Source organism: Streptomyces sp. NPDC085944 (genome assembly GCF_040686295.1).
Taxonomy (GTDB): Bacteria; Actinomycetota; Actinomycetes; order Streptomycetales; family Streptomycetaceae; genus Streptomyces; species Streptomyces salinarius.
Map to the genome: position 1 here is coordinate 41,356 of NZ_JBFBJX010000017.1, position 19,268 is coordinate 60,623.

17 protein-coding genes and 2 pseudogenes are annotated in these 19,268 nt (G+C 74.3%); 8 read left to right on the forward strand and 11 right to left on the reverse strand.

Going from position 1 to position 19,268, the window contains the following annotated elements; all coding sequences use genetic code 11:
* Nucleotides 1-200: 200 nt before the first annotated feature.
* The 3 genes from AB0P07_RS28885 to AB0P07_RS28895 are packed head-to-tail and all read left to right on the forward strand — an operon-like array spanning nt 201 to nt 3,269.
* Nucleotides 201-707, forward strand: coding sequence for an SRPBCC family protein (locus AB0P07_RS28885; RefSeq protein ID WP_365555675.1), 507 nt, complete (start codon nt 201-203; stop codon nt 705-707).
* Nucleotides 700-2,337 carry an NAD(P)/FAD-dependent oxidoreductase gene (locus AB0P07_RS28890; RefSeq protein ID WP_365555677.1) on the forward strand — a complete coding sequence of 546 codons (1,638 nt, stop codon included), beginning with the start codon at nt 700-702 and terminating at the stop codon, nt 2,335-2,337. Before AB0P07_RS28885 ends, AB0P07_RS28890 begins: the two co-directional genes overlap by 8 nt.
* A gap of 53 nt (nt 2,338-2,390) precedes the next feature.
* On the forward strand, nt 2,391-3,269 hold the full coding sequence (locus tag AB0P07_RS28895; protein WP_365555679.1) for an SDR family oxidoreductase: 879 nt from the start codon (nt 2,391-2,393) through the stop codon (nt 3,267-3,269).
* 609 nt (nt 3,270-3,878) lie between these two features.
* On the opposite strand, the gene AB0P07_RS28900 is transcribed toward AB0P07_RS28895, so the two are convergent.
* Nucleotides 3,879-5,081 (reverse strand): lycopene cyclase family protein, encoded by a 1,203-nt coding sequence (locus AB0P07_RS28900; protein WP_365555681.1) that lies wholly within the window; start codon nt 5,079-5,081, stop codon nt 3,879-3,881.
* 271 nt (nt 5,082-5,352) lie between these two features.
* On the opposite strand from AB0P07_RS28900, the pseudogene AB0P07_RS28905 reads away from it, so the two are divergent.
* From AB0P07_RS28905 to AB0P07_RS28920, 4 genes and pseudogenes are all read left to right on the forward strand, one after another.
* A pseudogene (locus tag AB0P07_RS28905) lies at nt 5,353-5,763 on the forward strand (phytoene synthase); the annotation flags it as partial.
* Nucleotides 5,764-5,797: 34 nt separating this feature from the next.
* Nucleotides 5,798-6,301 (forward strand): annotated as a pseudogene (locus tag AB0P07_RS28910) (DUF5914 domain-containing protein); the annotation flags it as partial.
* Nucleotides 6,302-6,317: 16 nt separating this feature from the next.
* Nucleotides 6,318-6,815, forward strand: coding sequence for an MSMEG_6728 family protein (locus tag AB0P07_RS28915; RefSeq protein WP_365555683.1), 498 nt, complete (start codon nt 6,318-6,320; stop codon nt 6,813-6,815).
* Nucleotides 6,816-6,911: 96 nt separating this feature from the next.
* Nucleotides 6,912-7,850 carry an EamA family transporter gene (locus tag AB0P07_RS28920; protein WP_365555685.1) on the forward strand — a complete coding sequence of 313 codons (939 nt, stop codon included), beginning with the start codon at nt 6,912-6,914 and terminating at the stop codon, nt 7,848-7,850.
* Here the strand turns inward: AB0P07_RS28920 and AB0P07_RS28925 are convergent.
* The 8 genes from AB0P07_RS28925 to AB0P07_RS28960 form a co-directional block, all read right to left on the reverse strand.
* On the reverse strand, nt 7,814-9,301 hold the full coding sequence (locus AB0P07_RS28925; protein WP_365555861.1) for an MFS transporter: 1,488 nt from the start codon (nt 9,299-9,301) through the stop codon (nt 7,814-7,816). The two genes, AB0P07_RS28920 and AB0P07_RS28925, sit on opposite strands and share 37 nt — an antisense overlap.
* 181 nt (nt 9,302-9,482) lie before the next feature.
* Nucleotides 9,483-10,820 carry a lipase family protein gene (locus tag AB0P07_RS28930; protein ID WP_365555687.1) on the reverse strand — a complete coding sequence of 446 codons (1,338 nt, stop codon included), beginning with the start codon at nt 10,818-10,820 and terminating at the stop codon, nt 9,483-9,485.
* 158 nt (nt 10,821-10,978) lie between these two features.
* Nucleotides 10,979-11,575, reverse strand: a complete 597-nt coding sequence (locus tag AB0P07_RS28935; RefSeq protein WP_365555689.1) for a 3'-5' exonuclease — start codon at nt 11,573-11,575, stop codon at nt 10,979-10,981.
* A gap of 58 nt (nt 11,576-11,633) precedes the next feature.
* Entirely contained in the window at nt 11,634-13,706 is a 2,073-nt protein-coding gene (locus AB0P07_RS28940) for an iron ABC transporter permease (protein WP_365555691.1), read from the reverse strand.
* Between the two features lie 7 nt (nt 13,707-13,713).
* A complete protein-coding gene (cdtB, locus tag AB0P07_RS28945) occupies nt 13,714-14,697 on the reverse strand; it encodes a siderophore ABC transporter substrate-binding protein CdtB (RefSeq protein WP_365555693.1) in 984 nt (327 codons plus the stop codon).
* Entirely contained in the window at nt 14,694-15,557 is an 864-nt protein-coding gene (locus AB0P07_RS28950) for an ABC transporter ATP-binding protein (protein WP_365555695.1), read from the reverse strand. Before AB0P07_RS28950 ends, cdtB begins: the two co-directional genes overlap by 4 nt.
* Before the next feature lie 115 nt (nt 15,558-15,672).
* Nucleotides 15,673-16,221 (reverse strand): MSMEG_1061 family FMN-dependent PPOX-type flavoprotein, encoded by a 549-nt coding sequence (locus AB0P07_RS28955; protein ID WP_365555697.1) that lies wholly within the window; start codon nt 16,219-16,221, stop codon nt 15,673-15,675.
* 75 nt (nt 16,222-16,296) lie between these two features.
* Nucleotides 16,297-17,478 (reverse strand): spore photoproduct lyase family protein, encoded by a 1,182-nt coding sequence (locus AB0P07_RS28960; protein ID WP_365555699.1) that lies wholly within the window; start codon nt 17,476-17,478, stop codon nt 16,297-16,299.
* A gap of 158 nt (nt 17,479-17,636) precedes the next feature.
* On the opposite strand from AB0P07_RS28960, the gene AB0P07_RS28965 reads away from it, so the two are divergent.
* On the forward strand, nt 17,637-17,822 hold the full coding sequence (locus AB0P07_RS28965; RefSeq protein ID WP_102927844.1) for a hypothetical protein: 186 nt from the start codon (nt 17,637-17,639) through the stop codon (nt 17,820-17,822).
* 28 nt (nt 17,823-17,850) lie between these two features.
* Here AB0P07_RS28965 and AB0P07_RS28970 read toward each other — a convergent pair whose 3' ends face one another.
* The gene (locus tag AB0P07_RS28970) at nt 17,851-18,642 is read right to left on the reverse strand and encodes an SAM-dependent methyltransferase (RefSeq protein WP_365555701.1); all 792 of its coding nucleotides are present in this window, start codon (nt 18,640-18,642) and stop codon (nt 17,851-17,853) included.
* A gap of 111 nt (nt 18,643-18,753) precedes the next feature.
* Nucleotides 18,754-19,164: a DapH/DapD/GlmU-related protein gene (locus AB0P07_RS28975; protein WP_365555703.1), complete on the reverse strand. Its 411-nt coding sequence runs from the start codon at nt 19,162-19,164 to the stop codon at nt 18,754-18,756.
* Nucleotides 19,165-19,268: the final 104 nt, after the last annotated feature.

Genomic DNA, 19,268 nt, shown 5'->3' on the forward strand with positions numbered 1-19,268 from the left:
CGCTCTCATCGGGTCGCATCGAGCTTAGCCAGTCCTTGTCATCAGGTCCATGCCAATGCGGCATCTTTCCGTGCCGCCGGTCTGCGCGCTCCGGCGCCGCGAGCCGTTCGCCTCGGTTGGCCGGTCGCCGACGGGGCACTCAGGATCCGTCCCGGCAATGACGGCCCCATGGCGGCGGCCACTGGACGTGGGAGGCACATGTGGCGGTTCGGCACCGGCTGATCCAGGCGACCCCGGAGGCCGTCTGGGACGTCCTCGCGGACGGAGACAGATACGTGGAATGGGTGGTCGGCCCCTCGCAGGTCGTCCCCGAGGCCGGGCAGTGGCCGCAGGTCGGCTCCACGATCGCGTACGAGGTGCGGCTCGGGCCGCTGCTGCTGCACAACGAGTCGGTGGTCAGACGCTGTGTGGAGGGATCGGAACTGGAGCTGGAGGCCAAGGCGGGCCGGCTGGGCACGGCCCGGATCGCCGTGGAACTGCGCCCCTGGGGCGAGCAGTGCCTGGTGATCGTGGACGAGCACCCCCTGCGGGGTCCGGGCGGCCTGATGCACAACGTCGGCGTCGAGGCGCTGATCCAGGTGCGGCACCGCGCCATGCTCGCCAGGCTCGCGAAACTGTGCGAGTCCCGCGCCGGTGACCAGTGCCGGCCCGATCCGCCCGACGCGGTGGGTTCCGTGAACTATCGATGGGGAACCGGCCGTGCCTGAGGCCGTCGATGCCGTGGACGCCGTCGTGGTCGGAGCCGGGCCCAACGGCCTGGTGGCGGCGAACCTGCTGGCCGACGCCGGCTGGAGCGTGGCGGTCCTGGAGGAGCAGCCCGAGCCGGGCGGCGCGGTGCGGCACGACGACACAGTCGCCCCCGGCTTCGTCAACGACCTGTTCAGCTCCTTCTACCCGCTCGCCGCCGCCTCCCCGATCCTGCGCGGTCTGCGTCTGGAGGACCACGGGCTGCGCTGGGCCCACGCGCCCCACGTACTGGCCCACCCCCTGACCGACGGCACCTGCGCCGTCCTCGACCGCGACGTCGCGACCACCGCCGCCTCGCTCGACGCCTTCGCACCCGGGGACGGCGCCGCCTGGGAACGGCTCCACGGGGTCTGGGACCGCTACCGGGCCGACATCGTGGACGCCCTGTTCACCCCCTTCCCGCCGGTACGCGCCGGCGCCAGGCTGGCCCTGCGGCTGCGCGGCGCGGGCGGACTCAGACTCGCCCGCACCCTGGTCCTGCCCGTGCGCCGCCTGGGCGAGGAGGAGTTCCGGGGCGAGGGCGGCAAACTGCTCCTGGCCGGTAACGCCCTGCACGCCGACCTCGCCCCCGAAGCGGCCGGCAGCGGCGGGTTCGGCTGGCTGATGTCGATGCTCGGCCAGACCTACGGCTTCCCCGTCCCGGTCGGCGGTTCCGGCGCCCTCACCGAGGCCCTGGTCCACCGGCTGCGCGCCCGGGGCGGCATCCTGCACTGCGGGCGGCGCGTCGACCGGGTCCTGGTCCGCGACCGGCGCGCGGTCGGTGTGCGCACCGCCGACGGAGAGACGGTCGCGGCCCGCCGCGCCGTCCTCGCGGACGTCTCCGTCCCCGCCCTCTACGGTCGGCTCGTACCCCCGGCGGACCTGCCGGACCAGGTCCGCACCGACCTGCGGCACTTCCAGTGGGACTTCGCCACCTTCAAGGTGGACTGGGCGCTGGACGGACCCGTGCCCTGGCGGTGCGAGGAGGCGGCGCGGGCCGGCACCGTGCATCTCGCCGACGGCCTCGACGAGCTGACCCGGTTCGCCGCCCAGATCGCCATGCGGCAGGTCCCCGACCGCCCCTTCGCGCTGTTCGGCCAGATGACGACCACCGACCCGACCCGCTCACCGAGCGGCACCGAGTCCGCCTGGGCCTACACCCACGTCCCGCAGGACATCCGCGCCGACGCGGGAGAGGAGGGCATCACCGGCAGCTGGGACACCGGGGAACAGGAGCTGATGGCCGACCGGGTCGAACGCCAGGTGGAACGGTTCGCACCCGGCTTCCGCGCACGGGTCCGGGCCCGCCGCGTGCTCGCCCCGCCGACGCTGCAGGCCATGAACGCCAACCTGGAGGGCGGTGCGATCAACGGCGGCACCACCGCCATGCACCAGCAACTCCTCTTCCGGCCCGTGCCCGGCACCGGACGGCCAAAGACGCCGGTGACGGGTCTCTTCCTCGCCTCCGCGGGCGCCCACCCGGGAGGCGGGGTGCACGGGGCACCCGGTGCCAACGCCGCGCGAGCCGCCCTGCGCCAGCACCGGTTCGCGGCCCTCGCCCGGGTGCAGCGGGCCCTGACCCGTCGGGACCGGGCCGGCGACCGGTGCTGACCGCGGGGAAGCGTCCTCGCATCCTGTGACGACTCCGAGGAAAGGGCCGACCGGTGACAGACACTCCCCTCCAGAACCGCACCGTCGTGGTGACCGGCGCCGCACGCGGACTCGGCGCCGAACTCGCTCGCGCCTGCGCCCGCCGCGGCGCCCGACTCGCCCTCCTGGGCCTCGAGAAACCGCGCCTGGACGCCCTGGCGGCGGACCTGCCGACCCCGGCGCTCGCCGTCGAGACCGACGTCACCGACCCCGCCGCGCTGGCCGACGCGGCCGACGAGACCCGCCGGCGTCTGGGCAGGCCGTCGGTCGTCGTGGCGAACGCCGGTGTGGCGCACGGTGGTCCGTTCGCCACGTCCGATCCCGCCGAGTGGCGCCGCGTCGTCGAGGTGAACCTGTCCGGCAGCGCCCACACGGTCCGGGCCTTCCTGCCGGACCTGCTCGACACGGCGGGTTACCACCTCCAGATCGCCTCGCTGGCCTCGCTCGGCGCCGCGCCCCTGATGAGCGCCTACTGCGCCTCCAAGGCGGGCGTGGAGGCCTTCACCCACTCGCTGCGCGCCGAGGTGGCCCACCGGGGCGTCGCCGTGGGCATCGCCTACCTCAACTGGATCGACACCGACATGATCCGCGACGCCGACCGGTACCCGGTCCTGCGCGAACTGCGCGCCCACATGCCGCCCCCGGCCCGCCGCACCTTCCCCTCCCAGGACGTCGCCGCCCGGCTGGTGCGCGCCGTGGAGCGCCGCCGCACCGCCGTGTACGTGCCGGGCTGGCTGCGCCTGGTCCAGTGGGGACGCGTGACCCTGCCGCCCGTGGTGGTACGGCTGTCCCGCCACGAGCTGCCCCGGATGGAGACCGAGGGCTCGCTGGGCCACACCGGCCCGCTGGGCGCGGGCGGCCTGGCCGACCGAGCGGCCGACACGGGGCAGTAGCCACCGCGCCACCGCGGCCTGCCGATGTCGATGCGCCCCGACCCGAGGCGCCCCGGTGTCCGTGTGCCCGGAACCGCCGGGGTCGGTGTGTTCCTCCGCGCCCCGTGCCGCCGCGGCCGGTCGGCTTGGGCGGACCCCGAACCGGCGCGCCCCGCGCCCGCGGCGCCGTGGCCCGCCCGTGTCGGTGCGCCCGGTATCGCCGCGGCCGGTCGGCTAGCGTGCGCTCCAGGCATGTGCGTCGGGGGACGTGGTATCGCGGGCTGCCCGTATCGCCGCGTCCCGAACCGCCGCGGCCGGTCGGCCCGGAGCGCGCTTCGGGCCGTGCCTCGGGGTTTGTGGTGCGGCGGCCCGCCCGTGTCAGCGCGCCCCGAGCCGGCGCGCGCCGCCGGCACGGTGGTCGAGGCCCGCGTACCGCAGCCCGGGTCCAGGACCCGGCGTCCGGCGCCGCCGTCCGTGCGGCCCGGCCGGCGCGCGGAGCGGCGCAACCGGACGCGGCAGCCCGGGCCGGGCGCGACGAGGCGGTCATGGTGGCCTGGCCCGCGGCCGGAGCCGGCGGTCGGCGCGGCCTCGCGCGGCAGGGGCGTCGGGGACTCCCGGGTGGGTCGGAGCTCAGCGGACGGGCAGGTGGCGGCGCGGCACCCACGGCAGTTCGGCCGCCGTGCGCAGCATCGGCAGGACGGGGACGCGCACCCCGACCGCGATGTCCTCGTACGGCCGCGAGCGGCCGTCGAGGAAGCGCAGCAGCCGCCCGGCGGGGACGCGGTCGAACAATCGGAAGAAGAGGTCGGGGCCGTCGACCCGGCCCGTGTCCAGGGCCCGCAGCAGCACCGCGTCCATCCACCGGGCCCGCGCCGGATGCGGGGGCGGCGGCACCGGGCGGCGGCCCGCCCGCAGCGCACGCGCGACGGCCTCGGACTGCCGCTGCACGGCGGCGAACGTGTAGCCGGTGGACCCCCGGGTCGCGCCGCCCGCGACACCGATCCGGAAGACCCGGTCGCAGTCCCCGGCACGCTGCTCGAAGACGGCGTCGGTCATCGGGATGACCCCCTGTTCGGCCGACAGGACCTCCAGGGGTCCGGTGCGCAGGACGCGGCGCGTGTAGTCCTCCAGCGCGCCGTCGTACGCCTCGGTCGACAAGGGCGCCGGGCCGAACTCGGTGTACTCGACCAGCGCGGTGTGCCGCCCGGTCGGCAGCACGTAGCCGAACGACAGGCCCCGCCGCGGCTGCGCGGTGCGGAAGTCCATCAGGTCGACCACCTCGGGGTCGAAGACCGGCCGACCGGTGCGGACGAACCAGCCCCGGAAGTGCTGGAGCAGCCGGGTGCGGGCGGCCGGGAGCCGGCCGGGCGGACGGGAGTCGTAGACCCAGCGGGCGCGCAGGTCGACCGGCGCCCCCGCGGCGTCCGTGGCCGCCACCCGCACGGTGGCGTCCGGCAGGCCGGTCAGGGCGCCGACGGTGGCCTCGACGCGCCGCAGCCCCGGACGGTCCTTCAGGTCCCGCTCCACCAGCGCCTCGAAGTCGTCCGAGCGGATCATCTTGTAGCGGGCGGGCGCCATGTGCCGCCGCACGGCCGTCCCGTCCCGCCCGTGCACCCGCAGCGCCTCCCACGACGCCGTCGCAGCCCGGTCGAAGCGGCCGGCCCCGGCCTCCCAGAAGCACCAGGTGCGCCGTGGAGGGCGCAGCGGACCCGGCGGCGGATCGACCAGGACGACGGAGGGCGCCGTGCCTTGCCGCGCGTCGGCCGCCAGCCGGTGCACCAGGGAGAGACCCGCCGCCCCCGCGCCGACGACCACGATGTCCGCGTCGAGCACGCCCGCCTCCTTCCCTTCCGTCCGCCGCTCCGGCCAGGTCCGGTCCGGCGGAGTATTCCGCCCGGCGTCGTCCGTGCGACGTGCGGCGCGCTGGACGGCGCGAGACGGGTACCCGCCGGGGGAGGCGATACCGCCGGGCGGGTGACCGCCGGGCGGGAACCCGCCCCCGCGGCGTCGCGCCGGAGGCCGAGGGGGAAGGCATGGCGCCGACGCGTACGAGAGGATCCGCGATGCCACGCAGCACGGTCGACCACGGCGGACACCGGCCGGACCAACCGCTCGCGGACCGGGGGGCGCGATGACCCCCGAGGGCCGCCACCTCCACTACGTCCTCGCGCCCTGCCCCAGCACCGACATCGGCCCCGGGGCCCGCGCCTGGAGCGACCTCGCGCCCCGCTACCGCGACCGCCTCCTCGCCACCCCGGAACGCCGCGGACCGACTGGCACCGCCGCCGTGGTGGAGGAGTGCCTGGTGACACCCGCCGACTGGACCGCACAGGGGCGTGCCGCGGGCACCCCTTGCCCGGTCGCCCACACCTTCGCCCAGACCGGGCCCTTGCGGCCCCGCACCCTGGTGCGCGGCACCGACAACGCGGTCCTCGCGGGCTGCGGGACCACGCCGGGCGTCGGCGTACCGACCGTACTGCTCTCCGGGAAGCCGGCCCCGGCCCGCCTCACCGGCGCCCCCGCCCGCACCGCGGCGGCGAGGGGCGGGCGGGATGGGAACCTGCGAGCCCGAGGACGTCGTCGCCAACCGGCTCGACCCCTGGCACGGCGTCTGGTTCCACCCGTACTCCTTCGTGGACCTCACCGTCGTCGAGGCATCCGGGGAGAGCACGCCCTGCGACGGGGACGGCGACCGCTTCGTCGTGGACGCGTCCTTCCGGCTGACCGGTCGTCTCGTCGTCCCCGTACGAGCCGAGTTCACCGCGCCCGGACCCCGCACCGTCGTCATGCGCATCACCGAGGGCGAGGGCACCGGTTCCGTCGTGGAGAGCCACGCCCCGCCGCTCGGCCCGGACCCGAACGGCCGGCCGCGCACCGCGGTCGTCGAGGCGGTGCTCGCCGCCTCGGACCGGCCCGGATCCCCCCTGGCCCGCCGCCTGGCACCGGCGCCGCGGCCGCTGACGCGGGCCACCGCGGGCCGCCTGCGGCGCGACGACCTCGCCTGTGCCGAACGCCGCGCACAGCTGCGCGCCCGCGGTCTCTTCCCCGGCTGAACGGAGCGGCACCGAGATGCAGACCTTCCTTCCCCACCCCGGCTTCCGGGACTCGGCACTGACCCTGGACCGGCGCCGTCTCGGCAAACAGCGCGTGGAGGCGCTCCAGGTGCTGCGCGGACTCACCGTCCCCGGCTACGGCTGGCGCCGGCACCCCGCGGTGCGGATGTGGACGGGCTACGAGGAGGCACTCGTCCGCTACGGCCTCGACGTCTGCCGGGTCTGGCGCGAACAGGGCCACCAGGACAGCTGCGCCGCCTCACTCGTCGCGGGGCTCGCCGAGTTCCGCCCGGGCGAGCCGGTGCGGGACCAGCGGGAGCTGGCCGATGCCGGGGAACTGCCGCCCTGGCTCGGCGACGAGGCCTTCCACCGCAGCCACCGCTCGGCCCTGGTGCGCAAGGAGCCCGCCGTGTACGCCGAGCTGTTCCCGGGGGTCCCGGACGACCTGCCCTACTTGTGGCCGCGCTCGGACCGGGAGCGGGAGCCGGACGGCCCGGGAAACGGCGACCGGTGACGGCCGCCGTAGCGGTGAGCGGTCGGCAAGTGGTCCCCGATGACGCCCCTGAAGTGGACCCCGTGAGGGACCGCCGCGTTTCCTAGCGTCGTCGGCATGAACGCCACCACCACGCGCGGGGCCCTGCTCGCCGCGCTCGCCTGTGTCCTCGTCGGAGGGTCCTTCACCGCCAACAGCCTGCTCGGCGACTACCCGTACGCCGGCGGGCAGTTCCTGCGCTACGGCCTGGCCCTCCTGCTGCTCCTGCCCCTGGCCGGCCCCGGCGCCACGGCCCGGCTGCGCGCGCTCGGCGCCGGCCGGTGGGTGCGCCTCGCGCTGCTCGCGGCCGTGGGCATGGTCGGCTTCAACCTGGCCGTCCTCGCCGCGGAACGCACCGCGGAACCCGCGGTACCCGGCGTCTTCGTGGGCTGCGCGCCCGTGGTCGTCGCCGTCGTCGTTCCCCTCCTGGAGGGGCGCAGACCGCAACGGGTGGTCCTGTACGGGGCGTTGTTCGTGGCCGTCGGCGCCTTCACGGTCCAGGGCTGGGGGCGCACCGACGGCGCGGGCATCGCCTTCTCGGTGTGCGCGCTGGCCGGGGAGGTCGGGTTCGCCGTGCTGGCCGTGCCCGTACTGCGGCCGCTGGGACCGCGGCTGCTGTCCGCCGTGGTGTGCGGCGTCGCGGCGGCCGAGTCGGCGGTCGTCGGCGTCCTGGCCGACGGCACCGGGTGGCTGCCCCGGCCGGACGCGGTGGAGGCGGGCGCGCTGCTGTGGCAGGCGGTGGTGGTCACCGTCGTCGGGTTCGTGTGCTGGTACATGGGCATGCAGCGGATCGGGGCCGAGCGCGCCACCCTGTTCTCCGGACTGATCCCGGTCGCCGCCGCCTGCTCGGCCCCGCTCGTCGGCACGGGGTCCTACGGCGCGGCGCAGGCCGTGGGCAGCGCCCTGGTCTTCGCCGGGGTCGCCGTCGGGTCGGGAGCGGTGCGGCCGCTGGCGCGCGGGCGGCGAGCCGGGGCCGGGCGTCAGGAGGCCTTCGAGCGGTCCCTGGAGAAGCTGTAGAGGTCCTTCGAGGTCGTGATGAGCTCGCGCTGCTCCTGCCGGGAGCCGACCATGGGCTGCGAGCCGTGCAGCGGCACCTGGGCGCTCTCCGGCAGGAACCGCACGGTGACCAGCCCGATGGCGCCGGCGGCCATCAGGTAGTAGGCGGGCATCAGGTCGTCGCCGGTGATGCTCACCAGCGCCTCGGCGACCAGCGGTGTGGTGCCGCCGAAGGCCGCGACGGCGAAGTTGAAGCCGATGGCCATCGCGGCGTACCGCACGGCGGTCGGGAACAGCGCGGGCAGGGTGGCGGCGCTGGGCGCGGCGAAGCAGACCAGCAGGGTGGACAGCAGCAGCACCCCGAGGACCGGCGCCCAGACGCCGTCCGACTTGAGCAGCAGGAACGCCGGGACGGCGAGGACGATCATCGCCGCCGCGCCGACGGCGTACAGCGGGCGGCGGCCGACGTGGTCGCTGAGCCGGCCGAGGAAGGTGATCAGCAGCACGATCCAGACCATGCCGATCAGTACCAGCACGTCCGCGAAGCCGCTGGAGCGGTCCAGGGTCTCCGTCTGGTACGTCGGCAGATAGCCGGTGACCATGTAGTTGGTGACGTTGTAGAGCAGCACCAGGCCCATGCAGATCAGCAGCGGGCGCCAGTGCTCGCGCACGATCGTCTTGAACTCGCTGCCCGACGACTCCTGCGCCAGGCCCCGCTCGTGCTCGTCGAGCTGCTGCTGGAAGGCGGGGGACTCCTCCAGCTTGAGCCGCATGTACAGGCCGATGACGCCGAGCGGCCCGGCGATCAGGAACGGCAGCCGCCAGCCCCAGTGCAGCATCTGATCGTCGGTCAGCGACAGGTTCAGGACGGTGACCAGCGCCGAGCCGAGCGCGTAGCCGACGAAGGTGCCGAAGTCGAGCCAGCTGGAGAGGAAGCCGCGCCGCCGGTCGGGTGAGTACTCGGCGACGAAGGTGGTGGCGCCGCCGTACTCGCCGCCGGTGGAGAAACCCTGGACCATCCGGGCGAGCAGCAGCAGGATCGGGGCGGCGATGCCGAGGGTGGCGTAGCTGGGGATGAGGCCGATGGAGAAGGTGCCCAGCGCCATCATGATCATGGTGGTGGCGAGCACCTTCTGCCGTCCGACCCGGTCCCCGAGCGGGCCGAAGACCAGGCCGCCGAGCGGGCGTACGACGAAGGCCGCGGCGAAGGTGGCGAAGGAGGAGATCACCTGGGCGCCGGGCGAGGCACCGGGGAAGAACACCTTGCCGATGGTGGCGGCCAGATAGCTGTAGACGCCGAAGTCGAACCACTCCATGCAGTTGCCGAGGGCCGAGGCCCCGACCGCCCGCTTGAGCAGCGGTGCCTCGACGACCTGGACGTCCTCCTCGCGAAAGGCCCGCTTGGTGCGGCGGAGCCGGCGGGCCAGCTCCTCGCGCACCTGCCGCGGCAGTCGCGCGACCGTACTCGGCATCTTCGCCCCGCCCAGGGGACCGGACCCGCCGTCGGACTTCGCGTCGACCACGCCGCTGCCTTCCTGCCGCTCCGCCACAGTTCGCCTGAGCGAATTCTGTGCCGCAACCGCGCAGGGGCGCATGCCGGAGCCGCTGCCCGGGGCGGCGCTGGTGCCCCGGGCAGCGGCGGTGCGGTACGGCTCAGGGCTGTACCGGCATGCTCCAGCAGTTGGAGCCGGCCGGCCTGCCGGAGAGCCGGTCGGTGAGCCAGGAGACGGCGTTCCCCTGATCGGCGAGCAACGGGGCGAAGTGGTTGAGCAGGCCGCTGCCCACGCCCGGCAGGACCACGGGGACGTAGGTGACCTTCGCGCCCTTGTCGCACCACTCGACGGCCAGTCGCCGGGCCTGGGCGTGGGGGACCAGGTCGTCGCCGGTGCCGGTGGCCACACGCACGGGGCTGCCGGGCTTCCGCGAGCCGATGCGCTGCTCGGCCAGGAAGGCCTGGAGAGCGGGCTCCGCCCGGATGATGTCGCCGAGGGACTGCCCGGTCTTCGTCCAGTCCGTGCTGCTCCGGCCGCCGTACCCGAAGAGGGCGTCGCCGACGCACATGGTCGACAGGTCCTTCAGCGCCTTCCCGCCCGCCTCGTCGATGTACCGGTCGGCGATGGGCCGCAGGGCCGGTTCGGTCTGCAGGAAGCCGTTCAGCGACCAGCCCAGCGCGCCCGCCAGGTCGCCGCCGTCGATCGCCTCCGTCACCTCCGTCAGGTCGGCGGGCGGGGCACCGGCGTAGGTGCCGGACAGCTCGACGTCCGGGGCGTAGGAGGGCTGGAGCTCGGCCGCGGCCGCCGTGGCTCCGCCGCCCTGGCTGTACCCGAACAGCCCCACCCGGGACTCGGAGGTGACGGACGCCGAGTCCAGGGAGCGCGCGGCGCGTACGGCGTCCAGCACGGCATGGGCCCCGTCGACGCGGTTGACGTAGGTGTGCAGCCGGTCGGTGGTGCCGAGGCCCACGTAGTCGGTGACGGCGACGGCGACGCCGCGCAGCAGCAGGCGGTACACCGACAGGTCCTCGTAACCGACGGAGACCGTTTGGCCGTTGAGCCGCAGGGGGTGTTCCAGGGCCATCGAGGCGGCGCACTGGTCGCCCTGGCCCATGGTGCCGGGCGCGACGGCGACCAGGGGGCGCGGTCCGTCGCCGCGCCACCGGGCGGCCGGTTCGATGTAGGCGCCGGTCACGGCGACCGCCGCGCCGTTCGCGTCGGTGGACTTGTACATCAGCCGCGTCGCCCGTCCCGGAAGGGGTCCGTCGATCCCGGGCAGACTCAGCGCCAGGGGCAGCGGTTCGCTGCGGATCAGCGTGCCGTCGGCGGCGGGCAGTTCGGACGGCGGGGTGTAGAAGGCGGGTATCTCGATGCCGCGGGACGTCGTGGCCGACGGGCCGGTGGCCGCGCCGTCGGCCGCGGCGGCCGGGACGGCCTGCGCACCGACGGCGAGTGCGGCGGCGATCGCCGCGGCGAGCATGCGTGGTCGTGGGGGCATGGCGAACCTCCTGGGGAAGGGCCGGATCCGCTCGTCCGCGGTCCCGTGGGGTCAGGGCCGTGGCCGCGCTGCTCCTGTGGGGTTACGGGACCGTAACCGGACAGGGGTTACCAGGGGTAGCATCTGACTTGTTACGGTTCGGTAACTTGACGTCGTGTCTAACAAGAGCCGGGCCAGGCCCCCGTGCCGGCCAGCCGGAGCACCAGCGCCGCGATGTTCCAGGCGTCGTCCACGCCCCGGTGGTGCCGCCCCTCGAGCGGCAGCCCGGCGATCTCCAGCGCCCGCGCCATGCCGGGACGCCTGCGCAGCCCGTGGGCCTCGGCGAAGACCGCCTTGGCGTTGGTGTGCGCGCGCTCGGCCGGGTGGCCGAAGGGGTAGGCGATCCCGTCCGCCGCGCACTGGCGGACCACCTGCTTGCGGTCGTAGTCGCCCCAGCTCGCCCAGGGCCGTACACCGGCGCCGTGGTCCCTCACCAGCGTGTCGCAGGCCTCGGCGAAACTCACGCCCCGGTCGGCCTCGGCCTGGGTGACACCGGTCAGCTCCGTGCAGAACGCGCCGACCCGGGAGCGGGCGGGCCGCACCAGGATCCGGTGCCGCGCCACCCGTTCCCGGGCGTCGAGGTCCACCACCGCGAGACCGATCTCGATGATCTCGCTCACCGCGCCGGGCGGCGGCTGCCCCTCCCAGCAGGTGGCCTCGAGATCGATGACGTTCAACAGGCCCGCGTGGCCCCCGCCCGCGCCGCGCCGGTCCATGGCGGCACCGTACGGGGGCACGGAGCCGGGGGCACCCGGTTTTCCGCCCGCGGACTCCCTATCGACGGCTCCGTACCAGCAGGTACAGGAAGTACGGCGTACCGATCACGGCCGTCATCAGGCCCGCGCCGAGCTGCGCCGGGGCGATGACCGTGCGGCCGACGAGGTCGGCGGCGCAGACGAGGACGGCGCCCAGCAGGATCGCCACCGGCACGACCCGCACGTGCCGCCGGCCCACGAGGGCGCGTGCCGCGTGCGGAGCCACCAGCCCGACGAACCCGATGGTGCCCGCGCAGGCCACCGCGGTCGCACTGAGGACGACGCTCATCACCAGGAAGCCGAGGCGCCCCGGAGCCAGCCGCAGGCCGAGCAGACGCGGCGTGTCCTCGTCCAGCGAGATCAGGTCCAGCTCGGTGCGCCGGGCGACGGCCACACCGATGCCGGCGACCAGGGCCAGCGCGACCGGCACGACGTCCGGCATGGTCCGCCCGTAGGTCGAACCCGACAGCCAGGTCAGCGCCTTGGTCGCGTTGAACGGGTCGGTGAGCACGATCAGCAGACTGATCAGCGCCGCCGTCCCGGACGCCACGCCGATCCCGACGAGGACCAGCCGGTTCTGCCGGAAACCGCCCCGGGCGGCGAGCCCGAAGACGAGGACGGCGGTGACGGCGGACCCCGCGAACGCGGCCCCCGCGACGCCCCACGTCCCGGCGGCCGGCACCGTGGTCACGAAGATCACCGCACCCAGCGCGCCACCGCCGGTCACGCCGAGGACGTTCGGCTCGGCGAGCGGATTGCGCGTGACGGCCTGCACGAGCGTGCCCGCCAGGGCGAGCGCCGCACCCGCGGCCAGCGCGGCGAGCACCCGCGGCACCCGCGTGTCCAGCACGAAGGAGACGGCGCGCCCGGCCCGTCCCTGGCTCCAGTTGACGACGTCGCCGAGCAGCAGCTTGGTGTCGCCCACCAGCACGGCGGCGATCACCAGCCCGACCAGGACCAGCACGAGGACCGTGACCGTGGCCAGGAACACTCCCCGCCCGGGAGTGCGCAGCCGGTCCGGCGCCCCGGCCCCGGCGGTGTCCCGCACCCGCAGCGCCATGGCGACCAGGAACACGGCGCCGACCAGGCTGGTGACCACGCCCGTGGGCACGGACACCGCGCGTTCACCGGCGACCAGGGCCCGCAGCAGCACGTCCGAACCCAGCACCAGGGCCGCGCCGGTGAGGGCGGCCGCGGGCATCGTGCCGCGGGAGCGGGTGAAGCCGCGGAACCTGCGGGCGAGCGGGCGCACCAGGGCGGGCGCGCACAGGCCGACGAAGCCGATGGGGCCGGCGAGCGTGACCGCGGCGGCGGACAGCAGTGCCGCGAGCACGACGACCGTGACCCGGGTGGCCCGGACCGGGACGCCGAGACCGCGCGCCGCGTCGTCCCCGAGGGCCAGCGCGTCCACCCGACGGGCCGTCAGCATCAGCCCGGCCAGACCGGCCAGGGCGATCGGCAGCATCTGCAGGACGCCGTCGAAGCCGTTCTGGGCGATGCTGCCCTGGTTCCACGCGTAGAGGCCCTCGGTCTGCTCGGGGAAGAGCAGCAGCAGGCCCTCCGTCATGGAGTTCAGGCCCAGCATCAGCGCGGTGCCCGCCAGCACCAGCCGGACGGTGCCCGTGCCGAGACCGGACAGGCCGAGCACGACGCCGGCCGCCGCGAGTCCGCCCACGAAGGCGACCCCGGACGAGGCGAGCATCGGCAGCGACACGCCGGTCGCACCGGCCACTCCCAGCGCCAGGTAGGAACCGGCGTTCACCGCGAGGGTGTCGGGGGAGGCGAGCACGTTGCGGCTGACCGCCTGGAGCACCGCGCCGGCCATGCCGAGGACGGCGCCGACCAGCAGCCCCGCGGTCATCCGGGGCAGCCGCGAGGCGACGACCACGGACGCGTCGCCCGCGTCGGCCCGCCCGGTCAGGGCCTTGAAGACCTCGGACGGACCGACGGCGGCGGTGCCCTGCGTGATGTCGACGACGGCGAGGACGGCGACCAGCAGGACGATTCCGGCCGTCACCGCGGCCGCGCCCGACCGGGACGTGGGAACCGTCGACGGAGGGGCCGCGGTGGGTTCGGTTGCGGTGACGGCCATGGCCCCGCTACTTCGTCAGGGCGCCGACGACGGCGTCGATGTACGCCTCCATCGACCCGGGACCGCCGAACATCCAGATGCCGTCGTCGAGCCGGTGCACGTCGCCGGCCTTCACGAACGGCAGGGACTTCCACACCGCGTTGTCGGCCAGTTCACCGGTGAACGGGGTGGCGCTCGGGTCGTCGTCGTTGCCGATGTAGGCGAACCGGGTGTCCTTCGGCAGCTTGGTCAGACCCTCGACGTCGGTGGTGCCCAGACCGTAGGCCTCGTCGCCCTTCACCGTCCAGGCGTTCTTCAGGCCGACGGCCTCGTTGACCTCACCGATGAGCGAGGTGGCCGTGTAGGGGCGGATCGAGACCTGGTTCGAGGCGACGTAGCCGTCGGCGAAGGCGAAGTCCTTGCCGGCCATCCCCGCGTCGGCCAGGGCCTTCTTGCCCTCGGCGACCTTGGCCTCGAAGTCCTCGCGCAGCGACTTCGCCCGGTCAGTGGTGCCGGTGGCCTTGGCGATGAGGTCCACGTTCCCCAGCATCCGGTCGATCTGACCGGTGCCGTCGGCGGAGGTCACCTCGATGACCGGGGCGACCTCGCGCAGCTGCTTCACGGCGGCCGGGTTGAGGTCCGTGGTGGCGACGATGAGGTCGGGGGCGAGGGAGGCGACGGTGTCCATGCTCGGCTCGCCGCGGGTACCGATGTCCTTCGGCTCGTTCTTCAGCGCAACGGCGCTGTCCCAGGTCTTGTAGCCCTTGACGTCCGCCACGCCGACCGGGTCGACGCCGAGCGAGACGAGGCTCTCGACGACGTTCCACTCGGTGGCGACGACCTTCTTGGCCGGCCCGTCGAGCTTCACCTCGGTGCCCTTGCCGTCCTTGAGCGTGATCGCCTCGGAGGCCTTCTTCTCCGTCTTGTCGGCGGCGGGTTCGGTGGTGCCGCAGGCGGCGAGGGTGAGCGCCGCGGCGGTGGTGGCGGCCGCGGTGAGCAGGAGGCGTCTCATGAGGTGGTGCCGAGCCTTTCGGGGGTTCGTATGTGGTGGCGGCCGATCGGGCGGGTGCGCAGCCGGCCGGTGAGGGGATCGGTGTCGACGTCGATGCGGATGCCGTAGACGGCGGTCAGCCGCTTTGGCGTCAGCACGTCCTCGGGAGGGCCGTCGGCGACGATCCGGCCCGCTTCGAGAAGCGTGATCCGGTCGGCGACGGCCGCCGCCTGGTCGAGGTCGTGCAGGACGACCCCGACGGCGATGCCGTGGTCGTCCGCCAGGTCGCGGATCAGGTCGAGCAGTTCGACCTGGTAGCGCAGGTCGAGGTAGGTCGTGGGTTCGTCCAGGAGCAGGACGCCGGTCTCCTGGGCGAGACAGCTCGCCAGCCACACCCGCTGCAACTGACCGCCGGAGAGGTGGTCGGCGCCGCGGTCGGCGAGGTCGGCGACGCCGGTGAGCGCGAGCGCCCGGTCGACGGCGGCCGGGCCCTCGGGATCGGGCCGCCCCCAGCGGCCCCGGTACGGATAGCGGCCGAACTCGACGACGTCCCGCACGGTCAGCCCGCCCGGCGTCGGCCGTCCCTGCGTCAGCAGGGCGACGTACCGCGAGAACTCACGGGACGTCAGCGCCAGGGCGTCGGTGCCGCCGTCGATGTCGATCCTGGCGCTGCGGGCCCGCTGCAGCCGGGCGACGGTCCGCAGCAGCGTCGACTTCCCACTGCCGTTGGGGCCCACCAGGACGGTCACTCGGCCGGGCTCGAGCCTGACTCCCGCGTCGTGCACGACGTCCACGCCGTCGTACGCGACGCTCACGCCCGTCGCCGACAACTCATGACCGCGCAGGCGCGGGGTACCGGCTGCGTCTTCAGCTGATCTCACGCGACAAAGGTTAGCCTAACCTAAAAACTGCCGACAGGGACGGGGCTCGCACGGAGCCCGCGGCGGTCGTTGCGCCCCCTCGTCCCTCGCCGGGCCGAACGGCTCGACTCGCCTTTCAGGACCGGGGTTTCCACAGGCCGGCCCGGTTCAGGGACATCGGGCAGTGGAGGTAGATCTCGTCGATCTCCAGGAGCAGCGCGAGGTCCGGGCGCCTGCCGTCCCGCGTCATCGCGTCGAAGAAGGGGGCGTCGGTGAGGATGCGGGCCCGGCCGTTGACCCGCAGCACCTCCTTGCCGCCGGGGATCAGGTAGAGGAGGCCGGCGTGCGGATTGTCGAGGATGTTGTGGAAGCTGTCCCCGCGCCGGTTGCCGGGCCGGTCGGGCAGGGCGAGAGTCCGGGAGTCGAGGACGTGGGTGAAGCCGGGGCCGTCGCCGCGGGGTGACACGTCGCAGTTGCCGCCCGCGTCGGAGGTGGCCAGGAGGCAGAAGGGGGAGCGGGTCAGGATGGCCCGGTCATCGTCGGTGAGACGGTCGTGGACCTTGTCGATGACGACGGGCCAGGGCTCGCCCAGCAGTTCGCGCAGTCGTTCGCGCGAGCCGAGCTCGACCCAGCCCTCCTCGCTGGTGGCGCCGGCGGCGGCGTCCGCTTCCGGTGATTGTTGCACACTAAACATGCTCTGATCTTAGGTACGCCTTACCTAACATCGGGCGTCGCCCCCGGAAACCCGGGGGAACCGCTCTCAGAAGGCGTAACGGATCCGCAGCCAGGGCGCGTGCGCGGCGACCAGCGCACGGAGCCGGCCGACCGCCTCGGTCTTGACGTCCACGCGGTACCGCACGTTGAGCGCGCCGTTCTCGGAACGCTTGGCCTCTTGGATCTCCGGCCGCCACAGCATCTCCTCGGCGCGCGGATGCCAGCCCAGATTGACCTCGTGCAGCTCCCGGTTGTGCGTCAGCATGATCACCTCGGCGGCGGCCTGCCGCTTGACGCGGTCCGGCAGGACGTCGTCGAGGTGCCGCAGCAACTCCGCCCACGCCTCCTCCCAGCCCGGCCGCACCACCACGGGGGAGAGGTTGAAGTGCACCTCGTAGCCCGCGTCCAGGAAGTCGCCGGCCGCGGCGATCCGCTCGGCGACCGGCGAGGTGCGCACGTCCAGCAGCCGGGAGTCGTCCGGCGGCATCAGCGAGAAGCGGACCCGGGTCCGGCCGCGCGGGTCGAGGGCCAGCAGATCCGGGTTGACGAACTTGGTCGCGAAGGACGCCTTGGCCGTCGGCCACTGCCGGAAGGCGCGCACCAGGTCCGCGGTGTTGTCGCAGATCAGGGCGTCCACCGAGCAGTCGCCGTTCTCGCCGACGTCGTAGACCCAGGCCTCGGCGTCGCACTGGTTCGGCTCGCGCTTGGGCCCCAGGCGGGCGGTGTGCCGGCCGAGGTGGGCGACGATCCGGTCGACGTTGGTGAAGACCGTGATCGGATTGGCGTAGCCCTTGCGGCGCGGCACGTAGCAGTAGGCGCAGGCCAGCGCGCAGCCGTTGGAGGCGCCCGGCGCGATCCAGTCCGCGGAGCGGCCGTTGGGGCGTGTGGTCAGCGTCTTGCGCTCGCCCAGGACGAGCGTCTCGCCCTTGACCCGGACCCAGCGCTCGACGTTGCCCTCGTTGCCGTGCAGGCCGGGGATGCCCCAGTGGGAGTCCACCTCGACCACGCGGGCCCCGGGGAACCGGGCGAGGATCTGCCGGCCGCGCGGGGAGGCGGCCGCCGCCGGCTCGGCGTGGATCTCGCGCACCGGCAGCAGCCTGCGGGCGGCGGCCGAGTCCCGGAAGCACGGTCCGGCCGCGGCTACGGCGGCCGGCGGACCGGACACCAGGGCGTCGAGGCCGAACAGGGCGCCGGAGCCGTCGTCCGGCGCGGTGGACGGGTCGTGCATGAGGGCTCCGTGACGAGGACGCGGCAGTGACCGGGCGGCTCCGCCGCGGTCCGTTCCCTCCACTGTACGAAGCGCCCGGCACCTCCAGGCCGTGTCACGCGGCCCTTTGGGGGCATACGTGCCGCACGGCACCGCCCCGGTGCCGCCGATCCGAAGGGATGTGCACCGTGCTCGCCATCGTCGCGGCCGTTCTGTTCCTCCTCGCCTGGCTGATCAACGCGGCGGAGGTGTCGACCAACGACGTCTTCACCTCCACCAACGTCATGCTCGTCGGCCTCGCCCTGCTGGCCCTGCACGTCGCCGGAATCGGCAGCGGCTGGGCGACGCGCGGGCGCCGCCGCTGAACCCGCCGGCCGACCGGAGCGGCGCCGGTCAGGGAATGCGGGCCACGCCCGCGTAGATACCGCTCTCCTCCGGCGCGGGCGGCCGGACGCCCTCGCCGGACCACTCGGTGGCCGTGACCAGGCCGGGCGGCACCAGGTCGAGGCCGTCGAAGAAGCGGGCGACCTCCGCCCGGGTGCGAAAGCCCAGCCGGATGCCGCCCTTGGCGTACTGGGCGATCACCTGCTCCGCCAGCTCGGGGAAGAGGTCGATCGCGGCGTGCGACAGGACCAGGTGGCTGCCGGACGGAAGCGTCTCCACCAGCCCCCGGACGATGCCGTGGGCGTCCTGGTCGTCCGGAACGAAGTGCATGAGGGCGATCAGCGAGAGCGCGATCGGCCGGTCGAAGTCCAGGAGCCCGCGGGCGTGCCGCACGATCTCGTCCGGCTCGCGGACGTCGGCCTGGATGTAGTCCGTGGCCCCCTCGGGGCTGCTCACCAGCAGCGCCTCCGCGTGCCGCAGCACGATCGGGTCGTTGTCGGCGTAGACGACCCGGGCCGTCGGCACCGTCCGCTGGACGATCTGGTGCAGGTTGGGCTCGGTCGGGATGCCCGTGCCGATGTCCAGGAACTGGTCGATGCCCCGCGCGGCGAGGTGCGCCACCGCGCGGTTCATGAACGCGCGGTTCTGCCGCGCCGCGTCCCGCGCCTCGGGCGGCAGCGTCTCGCCCACCGCCTCGTCGACCGGGTAGTTGTCCTTGCCGCCCAGCAGCCAGTCGTAGACACGCGCGGGGTGGGCCCGGCCGGTGTCGATGTGGGGAGGCTGGGAATGGTCCGTCGTCATGGCAGGCTCCGTGGTCAGGGAGGTGACGCTCCGCCGCAGTTTTCGATCATCGTACTGCCGTGGCACCGTGCCATGTGCCCCGCGGACGGGGGAGGTTGGCGCCTCCTCGGCTCATCGGGCCGCGCGGCGCAGGCTGCGCGGCGGACGGTGGGACCACTCGCGGTCGGCGTCGACGATCTCGCGCAGCATCCGGGCCGGGGTCGCGGCGGCGACCGTCATCGGCGGCACGTGTGCCGTCGCCACGCTGCCCGCGCCGACCACCGAGCCCCGGCCGACGGTCACCCCCGGCATGATCAGCGCGCCGGCCCCGATCCACACGTCGTCCTCGATGCGCACCGGTGCGGAGAACTGGGTGCCGTCCCCGTGCGGGTCCGGGTGGACGGGACGGCCGGTCGTGCTGATCGTGACGTGCGGGGCGAACATCACCCGGTTCCCGACGAAGACCTCGACGTCGTCGACGAGGGTGAGGCCGAAGCCGGCGTACACGTCGTCGCCCAGGTGCGCGCGGTTGCCGTAGGCCACGTGCAGCGGCGGCTCGATCCACCCCCGTGACCACCGAGGCGAACGTCTCCTCGAGGAGTGCCCGGCGCTCCTCCTGGTCCCGCGCGCCGGTCCGGTGGTAGGCG